The sequence below is a fragment of the Cloacibacterium sp. DMC96 genome, from assembly GCF_056313765.1.
Genome location: NZ_JBQUZQ010000001.1, coordinates 1,434,320 through 1,452,020 on the forward strand (window position 1 = coordinate 1,434,320; position 17,701 = coordinate 1,452,020).

The 17,701-nt window shown below is 33.5% G+C and carries 15 protein-coding genes; 9 read left to right on the forward strand and 6 right to left on the reverse strand.

Going from position 1 to position 17,701, the window contains the following annotated elements; genetic code table 11:
* Positions 1 to 11 precede the first annotated feature (11 nt).
* From ACT53I_RS06395 to gldG, 5 genes are all read left to right on the forward strand, one after another.
* Positions 12 to 839: an SAM hydrolase/SAM-dependent halogenase family protein gene (locus ACT53I_RS06395; protein WP_104793547.1), complete on the forward strand. Its 828-nt coding sequence runs from the start codon at positions 12 to 14 to the stop codon at positions 837 to 839.
* A gap of 125 nt (positions 840 to 964) precedes the next feature.
* Positions 965 to 1,513 carry a CopD family protein gene (locus tag ACT53I_RS06400; protein ID WP_476078941.1) on the forward strand — a complete coding sequence of 183 codons (549 nt, stop codon included), beginning with the start codon at positions 965 to 967 and terminating at the stop codon, positions 1,511 to 1,513.
* 95 nt (positions 1,514 to 1,608) lie between these two features.
* A complete protein-coding gene (locus ACT53I_RS06405; protein ID WP_476078942.1) occupies positions 1,609 to 2,337 on the forward strand; it encodes an ABC transporter permease in 729 nt (242 codons plus the stop codon).
* A gap of 104 nt (positions 2,338 to 2,441) precedes the next feature.
* Positions 2,442 to 3,389, forward strand: a complete 948-nt coding sequence (locus tag ACT53I_RS06410) for a transglutaminase domain-containing protein (protein WP_476078943.1) — start codon at positions 2,442 to 2,444, stop codon at positions 3,387 to 3,389.
* Positions 3,390 to 3,402: 13 nt separating this feature from the next.
* Positions 3,403 to 5,073: a gliding motility-associated ABC transporter substrate-binding protein GldG gene (gene gldG / locus ACT53I_RS06415; RefSeq protein ID WP_476078944.1), complete on the forward strand. Its 1,671-nt coding sequence runs from the start codon at positions 3,403 to 3,405 to the stop codon at positions 5,071 to 5,073.
* 230 nt (positions 5,074 to 5,303) lie between these two features.
* On the opposite strand, the gene ACT53I_RS06420 is transcribed toward gldG, so the two are convergent.
* Positions 5,304 to 5,735: a DUF4268 domain-containing protein gene (locus ACT53I_RS06420; RefSeq protein ID WP_476079382.1), complete on the reverse strand. Its 432-nt coding sequence runs from the start codon at positions 5,733 to 5,735 to the stop codon at positions 5,304 to 5,306.
* A gap of 115 nt (positions 5,736 to 5,850) precedes the next feature.
* On the opposite strand from ACT53I_RS06420, the gene ACT53I_RS06425 reads away from it, so the two are divergent.
* A complete protein-coding gene (locus ACT53I_RS06425) occupies positions 5,851 to 6,312 on the forward strand; it encodes a hypothetical protein (protein ID WP_476078945.1) in 462 nt (153 codons plus the stop codon).
* Positions 6,313 to 6,423: 111 nt separating this feature from the next.
* On the opposite strand, the gene kbl is transcribed toward ACT53I_RS06425, so the two are convergent.
* The 4 genes from kbl to ACT53I_RS06445 all read right to left on the reverse strand — a co-directional run bounded on the left by kbl (position 6,424) and on the right by ACT53I_RS06445 (position 13,200).
* Positions 6,424 to 7,620: a glycine C-acetyltransferase gene (gene kbl, locus ACT53I_RS06430; protein WP_476078946.1), complete on the reverse strand. Its 1,197-nt coding sequence runs from the start codon at positions 7,618 to 7,620 to the stop codon at positions 6,424 to 6,426.
* 149 nt (positions 7,621 to 7,769) lie between these two features.
* On the reverse strand, positions 7,770 to 9,215 hold the full coding sequence (dacB, locus tag ACT53I_RS06435) for a D-alanyl-D-alanine carboxypeptidase/D-alanyl-D-alanine endopeptidase (RefSeq protein ID WP_476078947.1): 1,446 nt from the start codon (positions 9,213 to 9,215) through the stop codon (positions 7,770 to 7,772).
* A 115-nt stretch (positions 9,216 to 9,330) separates the two neighbouring features.
* Complete coding sequence (gene priA / locus ACT53I_RS06440; RefSeq protein WP_476078948.1) at positions 9,331 to 11,769, reverse strand: replication restart helicase PriA; 2,439 nt, start codon at positions 11,767 to 11,769, stop codon at positions 9,331 to 9,333.
* 258 nt (positions 11,770 to 12,027) lie between these two features.
* Entirely contained in the window at positions 12,028 to 13,200 is a 1,173-nt protein-coding gene (locus tag ACT53I_RS06445) for a proline dehydrogenase family protein (protein WP_476078949.1), read from the reverse strand.
* Between the two features lie 183 nt (positions 13,201 to 13,383).
* Between ACT53I_RS06445 and aroB the strand changes: the two genes are divergently transcribed.
* The 3 genes from aroB (at position 13,384) to ACT53I_RS06460 (ending at position 16,107) form a co-directional block, all read left to right on the forward strand.
* On the forward strand, positions 13,384 to 14,427 hold the full coding sequence (gene aroB / locus ACT53I_RS06450) for a 3-dehydroquinate synthase (protein ID WP_476078950.1): 1,044 nt from the start codon (positions 13,384 to 13,386) through the stop codon (positions 14,425 to 14,427).
* Positions 14,428 to 14,741: 314 nt separating this feature from the next.
* Entirely contained in the window at positions 14,742 to 15,338 is a 597-nt protein-coding gene (locus tag ACT53I_RS06455; RefSeq protein ID WP_104793536.1) for a porin family protein, read from the forward strand.
* Between the two features lie 157 nt (positions 15,339 to 15,495).
* Entirely contained in the window at positions 15,496 to 16,107 is a 612-nt protein-coding gene (locus ACT53I_RS06460; protein ID WP_476078951.1) for a porin family protein, read from the forward strand.
* Between the two features lie 86 nt (positions 16,108 to 16,193).
* Here the strand turns inward: ACT53I_RS06460 and purF are convergent, their stop codons facing one another.
* Complete coding sequence (gene purF / locus ACT53I_RS06465; RefSeq protein ID WP_476078952.1) at positions 16,194 to 17,678, reverse strand: amidophosphoribosyltransferase; 1,485 nt, start codon at positions 17,676 to 17,678, stop codon at positions 16,194 to 16,196.
* Positions 17,679 to 17,701: the final 23 nt, after the last annotated feature.

The window sequence follows — 17,701 nt, forward strand, 5'->3', positions numbered from 1 at the left end:
TACTATTAAAAATGCCAATAATTACCCTTACATCAGATTATGGAAATCTAGACCACAGAGTTTCAGCCATTAAAGGCAGCATTCTCCAGCTTAATCCAGATGCTAGAATTATTGATATTACCCATGAAATTGGAGCGTATAATCTTATCCAAACCGCTTATATTCTTAGAAATGCTTACGCACATTTCCCTAAAGAGAGTGTGCACATTGTTTCAGTGGACAGTTTTTTTCACAAAGACCGCAAAAATCTTTTGGTAAAAATGGATGGGCATTATTTCATTACTGCTGACAATGGATTGATGAGCCTCACTTTTTTTGACCAAAAACCAGAAGCCATTTACGAAATCACCATCAATAATCGTTTTGACGACGAAGTGAAATTTGCCAGTGTGGATATTTTCGTTCCCGTCGCAGCACATTTGACCAAAGGTGGTTTGCCAGAACTCATCGGCAGAAAAATTAAGCATTACAAGTGTACTACTTTTGCAAAACCTTATTTTAATGAACCTGAGAAAATGCTGATTGGCGAGGTGATGTACATTGATAATTTCGGGAATTGCGTAACCAATATCAGCAAATTAATTTTTGATAAAACAATGGTGAATTTCAATAATTTTGAAATTAACATTCGAAATATTTTACTGAAAAACATCAACCGTAAATACACAGACATCGTGACAGATTGGGAAAAAGAAAACGAATATCATGGCAAAGCTTCTGCTCTTTTTAATGGTCAAGATTTATTAGAAATCACCATTTATAAAGGTACAAAAAACAATGGCGCCAATTCGCTTTTTGGTTTAAAAGTGGGTGATAAGGTGTATATACAGTTTGAATGATGGATGTTAGATGTTAGATGTTAGATGTTAGATGTTAGATGTTGGATGTTGGATGTTGGATGTTAGATGTTAGAAAAATTATAAATCGTAAATCATAAATCGTAAATCGTAAATCGTAAATTACCATGACTTATTTAATCATAAAAGCGCTGCACATCATCTTTATGGTGAGTTATTTTGCGGGAATTTTTTATCTCGTAAGAATTTTTGTGTATTACAAAGACACTGATGCTTTCGAAAGTCCTAAAAAGGAAATTCTACGTGAGCAATATGTATTTATGGCAAGAAGATTATGGAATATTATCACGGTTCCTGCTTTTGTTTTGATGACGATTTTTGGAACAATTTTAATTTTAATGAACCCTACACTTTTACAAATGTCTTGGTTTCAGTTGAAAATAGCCTTTCTCATAGGACTTTTCATCTACCATTATTGGTCTTGGAAAAAAGTATTAGAAATAAAAAAACTACAAAACGGTGAACTAAAAACCGCCAATCTCAAATTAAGACAAGCCAATGAAATTGCAACATTTCTACTATTTTTAGTGGTTTTCACAGTAATTTTAAAATCTTTGACCATTGAAAATTGGTGGCAATTAATTACAGGATTTTTCGTTATTGTGTTGGTGATTATGATGACGGTAAAATTGGTGAATAAGAAAAAAAGTGAATAGTAAATTCGCTACGCTGTGAAAAGTGAATTAAAAAATTAACGCAAAGCAATTCACTATAAAATAAATTGACTTGCGAAGCAAAAATTGATAAAAGTATGATTGCTATACTAAAAAAAGAACTTTGGAGTTATTTCGGGAATTGGAGTGCATGGATTATCATCGGTGCATTTTCTTTGATTTCTGCCTTATTTTTATTTTTTTTCGAGAATGATTTCAATATTCTAGAAATCGGAACAGCCAGTTTGCAGAGCTTTTTCACGCTTTCGCCGTGGCTATTTTTGTTCATTATTCCAGCATTAGCCATGAAATCTTTTGCCGAGGAACAACAAAATGGCACTTTGCAATGGCTTTTTTCTCAACCCATCAAAATTTCTGAAATTGTTTCAGGGAAGTTTTTCGCGGTATTTTTGGTTGGGATTTTATGTTTACTTCCTTCATTGGTTTACCTCTACTCTGTTTACGTTTTAGGCGTTCCAGCAGGAAATTTAGACCTGGGAGCAACATTAGGAAGCTATTTCGGGATTATTCTTCTCATTGCTGCATTTTCTGCGGTTGGGATTTTGGCAAGTTCACTTTCCACGAATCAAATTATGGCTTATTTATTGGGCGTTTTCTTGAATTTCATCTTATACTTTGGAATAGAACAATTGGCCAATTTCAAATTATTGGGAGGCGCAGATTATTTGCTTCAAAATCTTGGTTTTTATCATCATTTTATGGCATTTACAAGAGGTTTGATTGATACCCAAGATGTGTTTTACTTCTTGTTGGTGATTGGATTGAGTTTGTTTTTGGCTAAATATTTTGTAGGGAAGAAGAAATAATGAGTAAAAGGTTTTTCATATTCATTTTTACACTTGTTGGCTTGATTTCTTTTTCTCAAACTAAAGAAAATCAAAACTTTAAAGACCTTGATTCTTTAGCAAAAATGATTAAATATGAAGATAATTTACCTGAATTGGTGAATCGTTTAACCAAAAGTTGTAAAACAGAAGAAGAAAAATATAGAGCCATTTTCATTTGGATCACTCACAATATTGGTTACGATTATAAAACATATAACCAAAACCGAAAACCAGTTAAGATGAAATGCAAGGGAAAAGAAGATTGTGAAAAGAAGTTGGCGAAATTAAATAATGAGATTATTGATAGAGTTTTAAGCAAAAAAATTGCAATTTGTGATGGCTATTCCAAGTTATTCAAGCGAATGTGTGATATGGCCAATCTCAATTGTTCAATTGTAGAGGGTTACATCAAAAATTCTCCGTATCAAATAGGAAATATGGGAATTCTAGACCACGCTTGGAATGTTATTAGAATTGATAATAAATATTATAATGTAGACGCAACTTGGGCTTCAGGTTACTGCACTAAAAATAAAAAAGGAAAGCTAAATAGTTTCGTTAAACATTATAATGATTACTATTGGTTGACCGAAAATAAAGATTTTTTTAGAAATCACTTTCCAAAAGATAGAAATTGGATGAATGACACTGGAATTTCTATGGAATATTATAAAAATCAGCCTTATATTGAAGCATCTGAAATGCCCAATTTAAGATTTACAAAACCAGAATCGGGAATCGTAAATGTAAAAAAAGGAGAAAAAATAAAATTTGAATTTACGTATGATGAATTGGTAGATAAAATTCAAGTTAACTCCAATCTTTATAAAAATCCAAGTATTTGGAAAACCATAAAAGGAAAAAAAGAATTGGATAAAAAAGCTATAGAAAAACAAAAATTTATTGATTATCAACAAGTACAAAATACTTTTTCATTTGATATGACTGCTGATAACGAAAAATTAAATTATATAGAAATCATTTTTGATTATAAAACCATTGCAAAGTTTAAAATAATAGTTTCAAAATAAAATGTATAAAAATTTGAAATCAACCAACAATAAAAATATTTTTATAATTGCTCTAGCCATTATCCTATTATTAGGGATTTTCGGGGTATTTTCTTATCGTTTTGATTTGACTAAAGAGAAGCGTTACACCCTTTCTGATGCTACGGTAGAAACGCTGAAATCTGTAAAAGAACCACTGACTGTAGAAGTTTATCTGGAAGGTGATTTTCCAGCAAGTTTTAAGCAATTGCAGAACGAAACGCAGTTTCTTTTGGAAGAATTCAGGAAAATCAATCCAAAAATTGATTACAAATTTATCGATCCTATTTCGACCAAAATGTCTCAAGACACGCTTCAAGCAATGGGAATGCAACCTTCTATGTTGCCTGATATGAAAGACGGGAAAGTTTCTCAAATTGTGCTTTTCCCTTATGCAGCGCTGAAATATAAAGGTTACGGAACTTCTATTTCGCTCATTACCAATCAAATGGGAATAGATGCAGCGGAACAATTAACCAAATCTATTGAAAATCTGGAATTTAACTTCGCTTCTACCATTAAATCTTTGGTAGCAGATCAAAAGAAAAATGTAGGTGTTTTGGTGAATCAAGATGAATTAAGAGTAGATGAATTCCGTAGTTTTATGGACATGACGCTCGAAAATTACAATGCTGGTCCTGTAATTCCTGTAAACAAAAAAGAGTTGACTTTAGAAGATCTTCCGAATTTAGAAAGAATGGATGCTTTGGTGATTGCAAAGCCTAGAAAAGCCTTTACTGATGGCGAAAAAGTGATTCTAGACCAATACATTATGAACGGAGGAAAAACACTTTGGATGATTGACGCCGTGAATGCAGAAATGGATACTTTGATGACCAAGAAAAAACTCATGGCATATCCTATCGACATCAATATGACCGATTTTTTCTTTAATTATGGCGTGAGAATCAATGCGCCTTTGATTAAAGATTTCCAAAAATCTGCTTTGATTAGATTGCAAGTTGGCGAAGTAGCAGGAAATCCTCAATACACCAACTTAATTTGGCCTTATTTTCCTTTGGGAATTAATGAAAATAACAATCCGATTACCAAAAACATCAATCCTGTAAAATTTGAATTCCCAACTGCAATTGATACCTTAGGAAGAAAAAACATCAAAACTCAAGTGCTTTACGAATCGAGTGAAAGAACCACTGCTAAGTCGGTTCCTAATTATGTAGAACTCTCAGAAATGGCGAATCTTGACAGTCTTTCTGTGATGGAGAAACCTACTACTCCGAAGATTTTTGCGGTGAGTTTAGAAGGTAAATTTACTTCTGCTTATGCGAATAGAAGTGAGAAAAACGGTTTCCATAATTTCAAAAATAAAGTGTCTGAAAACAATAAAATGATTGTTATTTCTGATGGTGATATTGGCCGAAATCAAATGATGAAAGGTCAAAACTTACCTTTAGGAGCAGATTTATTAACCGACCAACTCTACGGAAACGAACAATTTTTGAGAAACTGCTTAGATTGGCTTCTCGATGATTCTAATCTCATAGAACTCAGAAACAGAAATATAGAATCCCGCTTGCTTGACAGAAGAAGAATAGACGAAGAAAAAACCAACTGGCAATGGTTTAATTTGCTTACACCTTTGGCAATTTTAGGACTTTTGGGCGGAATTTTCTTCTGGTTGAGAAAGAAGAAATTTGGGCAATAGTTCTCACAGATTACACAGATTTTCACAGCATTTTTTCACGAAAAGTCGCAAAGATTTTTACGCAATGCTCGCAAAGATTTTTATGCAAAGAACACAAATTTTTTTTTGAGATAAAACAAGACGCTTCGTTTAAAAAAAACGAAGCGTCTTTATATACTTTAAAAACTTAAAACCCATGTGAATACTTTGGGTACTTTCACTTGGCTCTTTTTACTTTTTACTTGATTCTTTTACACATCTTTTATAAACTCCTCATATTCATAATACACCATTTCAAAAGCGGTCATTTTTTCGACAAAGAATTCGAAAATTTCTCGCCAAGTGTTTTTATTGTAGATGGAAACACCATGTTTTTCTACCCAAAATCTGGAAATCTCTTTTCCGTTTTCTAAGGTGTAGAATTCGTCTTTATACACCTCGCATTTCAGTTCATCTTCTAAAATTCCTTCGAGAGACCAAAGCTTTTCATAATAAGCATTTCTGAAGATTTCATCTTTCATTTCTATGTCTACAGAAACCTCAGCTTTTTTGTTGTCACAATAGAATTTAAAGGCGAAATCTTTGATTTTAGTATCATACAAAATCCATTTTCTCGGAAACGACTTCCCGAAACTGGTCCAAAATTCCTTTTTTATTTTAGCAGCTTCTTCTTTGCTGAACATTTTTATTAAGTTATAAGTGATGAAGTATGAGTTATGAGTTGGCGAAAATAGGGAAATTCTGTTCAAATATTATTTTATTTCGTTAAAAAATATTAGTTTTGGAGAAACTTACACCATGAAAAGCCTCATCATTATTGCCTTATTTTTCAGTTCTTTGCTTCCCGCACAAAGTTTTTACAAGAAAATTTCAGATAAAAACATCAATACAGAAAGACAAACCATTGCCAAAAATTTCATTCAAGAATTTCTCAATAAATGTGAGAATAAAAACTATACTTCTTTTGAGAGATTTAATGTTGCGAAGAAATTTGAGATGTTTTTAGAGGAAAAATTAAGTGAAATCTGTCAAAAAAACGAAACCGATTTAGGAAAAATAGAATTGCAAGATTTTAATTCTGCTTATATTCATAAAACTTCATTGACAACAGATCCTGTGGAATTATATGTTTTCAACACAAAAACGGAAAAGAATCCTGATATTCAATTTTTAAGCGTTTGGATTTACCAAGACCGAAACTATATTCGCGGAATGGTCATCACCAAAGAAAAGCCCATCAATCCTAATAAAAGAGAATAAAAAAAGCGGACTAAAGTCCGCTTTCATTGATTTTTATATTTTACATCAGAATGAATTCCGATGCTTATGTATCGTTCGTTGCTCCGCAACTTTCTTAAAGAATCTAAATTTTTAAGAAATTACGCCTAATTCTTTACCTACTTTTTCGAAAGCAGCAATGGCTTTATCTAAATGTTCACGAGTATGTCCCGCAGAAAGCTGAACTCTAATTCTTGCTTTTCCTTTCGGTACAACTGGGTAGAAGAAACCGATGACATAAACGCCGTTTTCCATCATTTTTTCTGCAAAAGTTTGGGCTAATTTAGCATCATATAACATTACCGGAACAATTGCCGCATCACCATCAGGAATATCAAAACCTTTGGCTTTCATTTCCGTACGGAAATATTCTGCGTTTTCCATCACTTTATCACGAAGTGAAGTATTTTTAGAAAGCATTTCTAGAACTTTCAAAGCCGCTCCTACAATTCCTGGAGCCAGAGAATTTGAAAACAAATACGGACGAGAACGTTGACGAAGCATGTCGATAATTTCTTTTTTCCCAGAAGTAAAACCACCAAGAGCGCCACCTAAAGCTTTTCCTAACGTAGAAGTAATAATATCTACTCTTCCCATCACTTCATTGGCTTCATGTGTTCCACGACCTGTTTTACCGATGAAACCTGTTGCGTGAGAATCGTCAACCATTACCAACGCATCATATTTCTCTGCTAAATCGCAAACACCTTTTAAATCTGCCACGATTCCGTCCATTGAGAAAACTCCATCTGTAACGATGATTTTGAAACGGTGATTTTGTTTAGAAGCTTCAATAAGTTGTGCTTCTAAATCTTCCATATTATTATTTTTATATCTGTATCTCGCTGCTTTACAAAGTCGAACCCCATCAATAATAGAAGCGTGGTTCAACTCGTCTGAAATAATAGCATCTTCTTCTGTGAAAAGCGGTTCAAATACCCCACCATTTGCATCAAAAGCTGCTGCGTACAAAATGGTATCTTCGGTTCCTAAAAATTCAGAAATTTTCGCTTCTAATTCTTTATGAATATCCTGAGTTCCGCAGATAAAACGCACCGAAGACATTCCGTAACCATGAGAAGCAATCATATCTTGAGATGCTTTCATCACTTCTGGATGGTTAGAAAGTCCCAAATAATTATTGGCACAGAAATTCAATAATGATTTTCCATTGGCTACAATTTCTGCAGATTGTTGTGAAGTAATGATTCTTTCACGCTTGTACAATCCGTCATTTTCGATATTTTCTAGCTCGTTTTGTAAGTGTTTTAGGTATTTTTCTGAAATCATTTTTTAGATTTTTTGATTTTCACAAATGTAATAAAAAAAGCCCTCATAAAAGAAGGCTTTGTCGATATATTCTAAGTGTTGCTTTCTTTGAAATTATAAGATTTTTCATTTCCTCTAATCCTAAAGGATGGGAAAAATCTTCATATTTACTACAAATCTATCACAGGTTCTAGCAATTGTTCCATTCTGGCTTTTATTTGGTCTACAGAACCTAAATAACCATTGATTAACAAAGAAAAAGAAAGAATTCTTCCGTCTCTGGTTTTAATGTAACCTGCCAAACATTTTACCCCATTGAGTGTTCCTGTTTTGGCAAAAATTTGACCGTAATTGTTACTTGTCTTAAACATTCTTCTCAGTGTTCCTGTTTCTCCTGCTATAGGCAAAGATTTAAGGAAATCGTCATAATATTTCTCTTTCATCACCTCTGCTAAAAACTTCACCTGAGAAATGGGTTTCACTTTATTTGCTCTCGACAAACCACTTCCATCCGCTAAAACCAAACCATCAAAATCATATCTTTTCTCTTCTAAATGTCTCACGATGGTTTCTCGTCCGGATTCTAAAGAAACATTTCCTGTTTTGTAAAAACCTACTGTTTTCAAAAGAGATTCTGCTAAAGCATTATCACTTTTTTGGTTGGTAAAGTAAATAATATCCACCATTGTAGGTGAAGAATATTTCGCTAAAAATTGTCTTTCTTCGGGATTTGGGTCAGTCACTCTATTAATGACTTTTCCAGAAATTGGGATTCTATTTTTAATCAAACTCGCTCTAAGATTATTGGCTAATAACGCTGGAGCTGCAGGAATTGTGGTAATTAAATTATTGGCTTCAAATTTTTCGGTGAAAGCCATTTTGCGCATGTAAGGAGAAACGTAAAAATATCTTTTTGAAGTGTCAAAAACAGATTTTGCTTTTACTGCAATTCTCTCGTTTTTTGGGTTGATGTTATTGGTATTTCCTACAGGAAGATAGTAATTGTTATGCTCTAACCAAACTATTTTTTCAGGCAATTCTAATCTTACATCCTGAAAAACAGCAGTTTGCACTACAATATCTCCATTAATTTTCTTAATTCCCGCTTCAGAAATTTTAGCTAAATAATCGCTGATAATTTGAGAATAAGACCACGCTCCTGCTTTTCCTGTTCCCATAGAAGGATCACCACTGCCAATCACGAAAAGATTTCCGTTAAGCGTTCCCGTTTCGTCAATGGTTCCAGAATATTCTAATTGAGTAATCCATTTAAATCTTCCTCCCAAAAGCGACATGGAAGCATCGGTAGAAAGCAATTTGGTGGTAGAAGCCGGAATCAGAGGTTTGTCTTCATTATAACCGGTGATAACTTCTTTCTTTTTGGTATCGTACACTACAAAACCCCAAGTTGCGTTGCGCAAAAGAGGGTCTTTTTTCATTTTTTCTATATTTTCTTCTAATTGTTCTTTGGGGGAAAGCACAGGTTTTTCTATTCCAGCACTTCCTATTCCATTTTTTTCGGTATATATATTAGAAGAAACTGATGAAGTTTGGGCAATAACTGCGGTTTGTACAAGCACAGTTGCAGCTATAGCTATTCTTTTCAATTCTCTCATTTTAGACTTTATAATAATCAGATTTTCAATATTCTAACGGGACAAATTTATAAATTATTGCCTTTTCCTATTCTTCTTGTATAGCTAAAACTGTCCCAAGAATTGTTAAAATTTGTTAAAAATCAACAAACGTATCTATTTTGATGCTTTTGTAAGCGGTAATTTCTTCAAATTCTTCTAGAGATTTCAGCACGTAATCCTTGTATTCTTGGTACTTTTTGCCTCTTGGTAATTTGAGCAAAATCTGATATTGATACAAGAGATTTATTTTACCAATCGGTGCTTTTTCTGGCCCTAAAATACATGGCAAAGGCAAATATTTTTGCAAAACCGAACTTAAAAACTGAGAAGCTCTCTGTAATTTTTCTTCTTTTCTATGTTTGAGTTCTATTAGAACCAATTTCACAAAAGGTGGATACAAAAATTGTTCTCTTTCTTTGAGGAAATGCTCATAAATTTTTGCAGAATTTTCTTCTTTAATCAGTTCAAAAAGTGGATGATGAGGATTATAGGTTTGAATATAAATTTTACCTTTCCCAGAGTTTCTACCCGCTCTTCCCGAAACCTGCGTAATCAATTGATAAGCTCTCTCTTCTGCTCTGAAATCCTGAACATACAACAGTGCATCTGCTTTAGGAATCGCCACCAATTCTATATTATCAAAATCCAAACCTTTAGAAATCATTTGTGTTCCTACCACAATTTCGGCTTCGCCAGATTCTATTTTTTCGTAGAGTTTTTCGTAGGCAAATTTCTTACGCATGCTGTCTACATCCATTCTCTCTACTTGTGCTTCTTTAAAAATTTTCTGCGTTTCTTCTTCTATCTGTTCAATGCCAATTCCACGAGTATTGAGGTTTGTACTTTGACATTTCGGACAAATTTTAGGTTTTTGCGCTTTGTGACCACAATAATGGCATTTCAGCTCATTGGTAGATTTATGATAGGTCATCACCACATCACAATTGCTGCAATAGGTAACATGACCGCAACTTTCGCATTCTACCACGTTTGCATATCCTCTTCTGTTGTGCAGAATGATGGTTTGCTTTTTATGTTCTAAATTTTCAGAAATTTTATCAATTAAATGCTGAGAAAAATGACCTACTGAAAGTTTCGATTCTTGCGCTTCTTTGAAATTGATGATTTCATATTTTGGCAAAGCCACTTCTCCAAATCTTTCTCCTAAGAAAACGTATTTTAACTTACCATTTTTGGCGGCGTAATAACTTTCTACGGAAGGCGTTGCAGAGCCCAAAATCGCTTTCGCTTGATAATAATTTGCCAAAACCAAAGCGGCATCTTTGGCATTGAAAAAAGGTTTTACTTCTCTAGGTTTGTAAGCAGCATCATGTTCTTCATCGATGATGATTAAGCCTAAATTCTGAAACGGAAGAAACAGCGAACTTCTGGTTCCGATGAGGATTTTAATCTCATTATTCTTCACTTTTCGCCAAACTTCTACTTTTTCGAAATCCGTGAGTTTTTGATGATAAAAACCGAGTTGTTTTCCGTATTTTTTTTCTAATCTTTGGATAATTTGTTTGGTCAACGCAATCTCTGGAAGCAGAAACAACACATTTTTTCCATTAGCAATGGTTTCTTCTATTTTTTCCAAATATAGATGCGTTTTTCCAGAACTGGTAACACCATGAAGCAAGACATTTTTGCCTTCACGGAAACCTTCATTCATTTCTGCCAAAGCTTTTTCTTGAATTTCCGAAAGTTTTTCCAGATTTTCTATTTCTCCTTCATAAGTTTCGATTCTATCTTTCTGAAGGTAATATTCCTGTACCAAGTTTTTCTCCACCAAACCTCTTAAATGCGAAGCATTGAAAACTCCATTTTCAAAAAATTGAGACTTTCGCAGCGGTTGATTTTGTGTTTGCTGAGCCTCCAAAATCGTTAAAAACAAATCTTTTTGTTTTTTGGCTTTGGTTAAACTTTGCAGAATTTCTGACAGATTGCCGAGAATATTTTCATCAATTTTAAGATAAGCTACTTCTTTGGCTTTGTATTTTTCGTAGATTTTTTCGTCTATTAAAATCAGTTGTTCGTCGATGAGCGCTTTTACTGTTTTTACGATTTCTTTTTTAGGAATAAACGCTTCTATTTCAGACAAACTGACGAGGCTTTTCACTTCTAGAGCTTGTAATAAATAGGTTTCATTGGCATCCAGAACTTCCCAGTCTATTTCTTTATTCGGATTTCGTTTCAGATAGGTTTCACTTTCTAATTTTAAAGAACTTGGAAACGCAAAACGGTAGATTTCGCCAATATTACAGAGATAATATTCCGAAAGCCAATTCCAGAATTTCAATTGCTGTTTGGGAACAATAGGTTCTGCATCTAGCAATGAATGAATGTCTTTTGGCAAAAAAGTTTCAGGTTCATTCTGATGAATTTCGGCAACAATTCCTGTATAGATTTTCTTCCCACCAAAAGGAACCAAAACACGCATTCCTACTTCGATTTTCGACAAAAATTCTTCGGAAACTTTGTAGGTAAAAGTTCCTTTGAGATTAAGCGGTAGAATGATTTGTGCGAAAGTCAATGCGGCGATGTGTTGATTTGACGATTTGATGATGATTTTTACAAAAATACGGATTTTAGAATTGATTTTTCACGCAAAGTCGCAAAGTTTTACGCAAAGAACGCTAAGTTTCCTTTAATTTAAATTTAATAAATGAATTAAGAGAATTAAATTTTGGCTAAAGCCGATAACCAAATTCATAAAAAAAGCGGACTACTTTTCGACTACGCTCAAAGTGACATCCGCTTGTATTGATATTTTGAAAAATTTCTGAAAAAATTACTTTTCTTTTCTTCTTCTTTCTAATTCTTTTTGAATCAATGAAAGTTCACGACCTGTTTGTCCTGCTACAGAAGTGTTTTCCTGTGCTCTTCTGGTAAGATAAGGCACTACATCTTTTACTGGACCGTAAGGTAAATACTTGGTTACATTGTATTTTTTCTCCCCAAGGTAATAAGTAATGTTATCACTCATTCCGTATAACTGCCCGAAATGGATATTTTCGTGGTCATGAGGTAAACCTTTAGCTTGCATTTTGTCCATCGCCAATTCTGTAGACTTCTCATTATGCGTCCCGAAAAATGCTGCTACTCTATCTAAATTTTCTAAAACAAAATCTACTGCTGCATTATAATTATTATCGGTAGCTTCTTTGGTTGGCTGAATTGGGTCTGGATAATTCTTTTCTGCAGCGCGTTCTCTTTCTTTTTCCATGTATGCACCACGAACAAATTTATATCCTAAGAAGTAGTTTTTAGATTTTGCACGCTCTAAATCTTGAGCCATATATTCTAATCTTCCCGTTCTGTACATTTGGATTGTATTCCAGATATAGGCTTTCTCTTTGTTGTATTTCTCCATCATTTCATTTACCAAGTGATCTACTGCATCTTGCATCCAAGATTCTTCTGCATCAATCATCAGAATTACCTTATTGTCATACGCCATTTTGCAAACCTCTTCGTAACGATTTCTTACACGTTGCCATTCTTCTTTCTCGGAACTGGTCAATTCTTTTCCCGCTGAAACATCTGCATACAAGTCTAATCTACCAAAACCTGTTGGTTTAAAAACCACAAAAGGAATAGCAGGATTACCTATTGCAAATTTTATGTTTTCTTTAATTTCTTCGCAAGTTTTATCAAAAGCAGCTTCTTCTTCCTTTCCTTCGATGGCATAATCAAAAATGCTTCCTACGTGATGAGTAAACATTTTATCTACCACTTTCATGCTTTGTTCACGAGTTTCGCCACCACAGAATTGCTCAAAAAGAGTAGTTTTTACCAAATCTGTTACAAAAGGAAAATTATTCTTAATGGTGAAATTCAGAAAGTTAATTCCCACATTGGTTACGCTAGGATATTTAATAGCGGTAAACATCCACTTAGCTTTTTCTAGTTGCGCTGTTGACTTTTCAGCAAAAGCAATTTTAGTATCGTTGAAAATTGACATATGTAATTATTTGACGCCCAAATTTAATGATTGTTATGCAATTACTAAAATATAAATTTCATGATTTTTATAGGTCTAATAATTAAACATTTGTATAGAATAATTTTGTTATACAAGACAAAAATCACGGCACACCAAAAATTTGGTGTGCTTTTTATTGTTATTTTTGCAAAAATTTTTAGCATGCTTTCTATTTTAGACTCAGAATTTTCAGCACTTAATACGTTTATACAAGAAAAAAATCCCAGTCAGATTTTCATATTGGTAGACGAAAACACTCATCAACATTGCCTTCCCACACTTTTAGGAAATCTAGATACCGATATTCACTTCGAAATCATAGAAATAGAATCAGGAGAAGATGCTAAAAATATTTCTACCGTTGTTCAACTTTGGGAGATTTTATCAGAATTCGAAGCGGATAGAAAATCATTACTTCTCAATTTAGGTGGTGGCGTGATTACAGATTTAGGCGGTTTCGTAGCATCTACTTACAAGAGAGGGATTTCTTTCATCAATATTCCTACTACTCTTCTAGCGATGTGTGATGCTTCTATCGGTGGAAAAACAGGAATAGACCATCAATATCTCAAAAATATTGTAGGAACTTTTGCCGAAGCAGAGCATATTTTGGTTTATCCAGAATTTTTAAAAACGTTGGACTTCGTAGAGTTAAGAAGTGGTTTTGCAGAAATGCTAAAACATGGCTTAATTGCAGATATTTCACACTGGAATGATCTCATTACCATAGAAGAACTTACGCCCGAAAATATTGCTCCGCATATCGAAAACTCTATGATGATTAAAGAAAATGTGGTGGTAAAAGATTACAAAGAAAAAAGTCTTAGAAAAATTTTAAATTTTGGTCATACTATCGGTCATGCAGTGGAAAGTCTTTGTCTGAAAATGCACCAAGTCATTCCACATGGTGAAGCGGTAGCGCTTGGAATGATTATCGAAACGAAAATTTCGGAGCTAGAAAATCTTATTTCGCCAGAAAAAGCACAACTCATTATTGAAAATATTCAAAAATACTATCCATATATTTCGATTTCTGCATTTAGCAATGAAGAGATTATCGCACTAATGCTCAATGACAAGAAGAATGACCATGGCAAGATTAATTTCTCTATTCTAGAAGGTTTAGGCAAATGCAACTATGACTACAAAGTAAGTCAAGAGCACATAGAACAAGCTTTAGATTATTACAGAAATATCAATGCATAGCATAATAAAAACCCTTTAAAAGAAGGTTTTTTGGCAACATATTTGAAAGTTTGGCTTTGGCCAAACTTTTTTTATGGAATTCTGTAAAAAACAATGAAAATTTTGTAAAATAAAATTTTAAGAAATGCTACAACTTTGCCTTAGAAATCTGAACAACTTTTCAGTTTTAATAAAGCTTACAAGTGTGGAGCAAAAATTTTGAAACAATTGTTTAAAATTTTATAACAAGAAGCTTTTACAAAAATTGAAACTTTGCAAAGACAAAACATAAAACTTAAAAATTAGAAATTAATAAGAACAAAAAATTTAAAATTATGAAAAAATTATTTTTAACAGCTGCAGTAGCAGTAAGCTCATTGACATTTGCACAGCAATTCGGAGCAAAAGCAGGTATGAACGTTTCAACTATTTCAGACGAAGGATTTGATGATACTAAATCAAAAGTAGGTTACTACGCAGGTGTTTTCATGAACGTTCCAGTATCAGAATCATTCAGCATTCAACCCGAAGTTTTATATAACAATTTAGGCTCTAAAGTATCTTCTACCGTATTAGGAACTACTTATTCTTCTACCCTTAACCTAGATTACGTAGCAGTTCCAGTGATGTTCCAATATAAAGCTACTCCACAGTTTTACTTAGAAGCAGGTCCAGAATTTGGATTTTTAGTGAATGCTAAACAAAAATTTGATGACGGTTCTTCTTCAACAGTAACAGAATTGGATAAGGAAGACTTCAATAGCTTCAACATGGGAGTTGGTTTAGGTTTAGGATTTGACATTTCTAAAAATGTAGGTCTTAACGCAAGATATGTAGCTGGTTTCAGCGATATCACTAAAGAATCAGGACCTTCAACTGACGCGAAAAACAAAAACAATGCTTTTCAAGTTGGTTTAAATATAAAGTTCTAATAAAGAACACTTGATAAAAAAAATAAAAGCCGAAGATCATTCTTCGGCTTTTTTAGTATTGTAAATCAACGAGTTAAAAATTCAGTTCAATTTTTGGCATGCTCTTTGGAAATATGAAAGTATTAAACAATTATTTAATTAAGAAAAATAAAAGATTATGAAAAAAATATTTTTGGGATTAACCGTTTTAGCAAGTTCACTTTCTTTTGCACAACAGTTTGGAGTAAAAGCTGGTCTTAATGCATCAGACATTTCTAATACTTCTACCGCAGTAGACACGAAAATGAAAACTGGATTATATGCAGGTGTAACTGCTACTTTCCCTATTACAGAATCTTACAGCATCAAACCAGAATTGGTGTACAACCAAATGGGAGCAAAAACCGATTTATATGATTTCGGTGGAATTATTGGCCAAGTTTCTACTACAACCAAGTTAGATTACTTATCATTACCGATTATGTTACAGTATAATTTGCCAAGTAATTTATATTTAGAAGTTGGACCAGAATTTAGCTACATGCTTTCGGCAAACCAAAGTTTAAACACCATTATCACACCTTCTACCAACATTAATATGGATTACTTAAACCGATTTAATGTAGGAGCTGGAGTTGGCGCTGGACTTAAAATCAATGAGAATTTAGGCATCAATGCTCGTTATACATTCGGTTTAACTGGAATTGGAAAAGATGGAAACGTAACCGATTATTTCTTAAGCAATTCTAAGAATAATAACTTGCAAGTAGGTCTTGATTTCAACTTTTAGAACACTAACACTTTCATACATACAACCTATCATTACCAAAAAAACTCGAGAAATTCTCGAGTTTTTCTATTTATTTAAATTTAAAACTAATCAAACAAATGCGTTTCTTTTGGCTTGCTTACTGGATATTTTTCTGTAAAACAACCGAAACAATGGTCAGAAGAACCTAAAATTACTTTTAAATTATCAATGCTCAAAAATTCTAAACTGTCTACTCCCAAATAATCTTTTAATTCTTCCACAGACATGTTCGCGGCGATTAAATCATCTTTTTTCGGAGTATCAATTCCTAAGAAACATGGTGCAATAATCGGTGGAGAAACACTTCTGAAATGAATTTCTTTCGCTCCACTGTCTCTTAAAATTTTCACCAATCGTTTAGAAGTGGTTCCTCTTACAATAGAATCATCAATAATGACCACTGACTTGCCTTTGATTTCAGCAACAATAGGATTCAGTTTCAAATTCACTACTCTTTCTCTCATTTCCTGAGACGGAACAATAAAACTTCTTGCGATGTACCTATTTTTAATTAAAACTGGTCTAAATGGTATCCCAGAAGCTTTAGAATAGCCAATTGCAGCAGGAACTCCTGAATCTGGAACTCCAATGACAACATCTGCTTTTACAGGAGCTTGTTCCCAAATTTTTTCACCAGACTTTTCTCGGATTTCATGTACATTAATCCCTTCTAAAGTAGTATCAGGTCTTGCAAAATAAATATATTCAAAAGCACAGATTCTTCTTTCGCAATTTTCTTTAACCAAGAAACTCTGTAAACCTTCGTGATGCTCAGAAGTATAAACGATTTCACCCGGAAGAATATCTCTTACATATTGCGCTCCTACTGCATCTAGTGCACAAGTTTCCGAAGCACAAACGAAAGTTTTTTCATCTATCGCTCCTAAAACCAAAGGACGAATTCCGTGAAAATCTCTAAAGGCAAAAAATTTATTTCTGGTCATTCCTACAACGGAATAAGCGCCTTCTATTTTTTCCATGGTTGCTTTTATCGCACCACGCAATCCTAAATCTAGATTCTTCTGAATCAATCTCAATATCACCTCAGAGTCTGAAGTTGCTTTAAAAACTACACCTTCTGCTTCTAACTCCGCTTTAAGTTCTTGCGCATTGGTCAAATTACCATTATGAGCAATCGACAAAATAATTTGGTCGTACTCATTTTTTGCAAAAAATGGCTGAAAATTATAGGTTTTTTTATCACCAGCTGTGGTATAACGAGTATGACCAATCACTGCATTTCCCAATAATGCTTCAGGATTTGGAATGGTTTTAAAAATATCCAATACCAAACCTTCATCTTTTACGGTAATAATTTTACCTTGAGAAGAAACAGAAATACCGCAAGCTTCTTGACCACGATGCTGCAAAGCAAACAACCCGAACTGAGAAAGCGAGAACGTATCTACTTCATTATCAGAATACAAACCAAAAATTCCACATTCTTCTTTTGGAGCATCTAAGAATTCTTCTTCTTGAGTTCTCAAAAGATTTCTGCCGTAGAATTCTTGGCTAAATTGTTCCTGATATGTTAATTTTATATCTTTCATTTTATTTATCAATAGGTGAAAAT

Coding starts and splice junctions, on each gene's coding strand:
- ACT53I_RS06400 (WP_476078941.1), top strand. CDS start 965: ATGACTTATTTAATCATAAAAGCGCTGCACATCATCTTTATGGTGAGT.
- ACT53I_RS06420 (WP_476079382.1), bottom strand. CDS start 5,735: ATGTTCAGCAAAGAAGAAGCTGCTAAAATAAAAAAGGAATTTTGGACC.
- dacB (WP_476078947.1), bottom strand. CDS start 9,215: ATGAGAGAATTGAAAAGAATAGCTATAGCTGCAACTGTGCTTGTACAA.
- purF (WP_476078952.1), bottom strand. CDS start 17,678: ATGAAAGATATAAAATTAACATATCAGGAACAATTTAGCCAAGAATTC.
- ACT53I_RS06425 (WP_476078945.1), top strand. CDS start 5,851: ATGAAAAGCCTCATCATTATTGCCTTATTTTTCAGTTCTTTGCTTCCC.
- ACT53I_RS06405 (WP_476078942.1), top strand. CDS start 1,609: ATGATTGCTATACTAAAAAAAGAACTTTGGAGTTATTTCGGGAATTGG.
- ACT53I_RS06460 (WP_476078951.1), top strand. CDS start 15,496: ATGAAAAAAATATTTTTGGGATTAACCGTTTTAGCAAGTTCACTTTCT.
- ACT53I_RS06410 (WP_476078943.1), top strand. CDS start 2,442: ATGATTAAATATGAAGATAATTTACCTGAATTGGTGAATCGTTTAACC.
- ACT53I_RS06395 (WP_104793547.1), top strand. CDS start 12: ATGCCAATAATTACCCTTACATCAGATTATGGAAATCTAGACCACAGA.
- kbl (WP_476078946.1), bottom strand. CDS start 7,620: ATGATTTCAGAAAAATACCTAAAACACTTACAAAACGAGCTAGAAAAT.
- aroB (WP_476078950.1), top strand. CDS start 13,384: ATGCTTTCTATTTTAGACTCAGAATTTTCAGCACTTAATACGTTTATA.
- ACT53I_RS06445 (WP_476078949.1), bottom strand. CDS start 13,200: ATGTCAATTTTCAACGATACTAAAATTGCTTTTGCTGAAAAGTCAACA.
- ACT53I_RS06455 (WP_104793536.1), top strand. CDS start 14,742: ATGAAAAAATTATTTTTAACAGCTGCAGTAGCAGTAAGCTCATTGACA.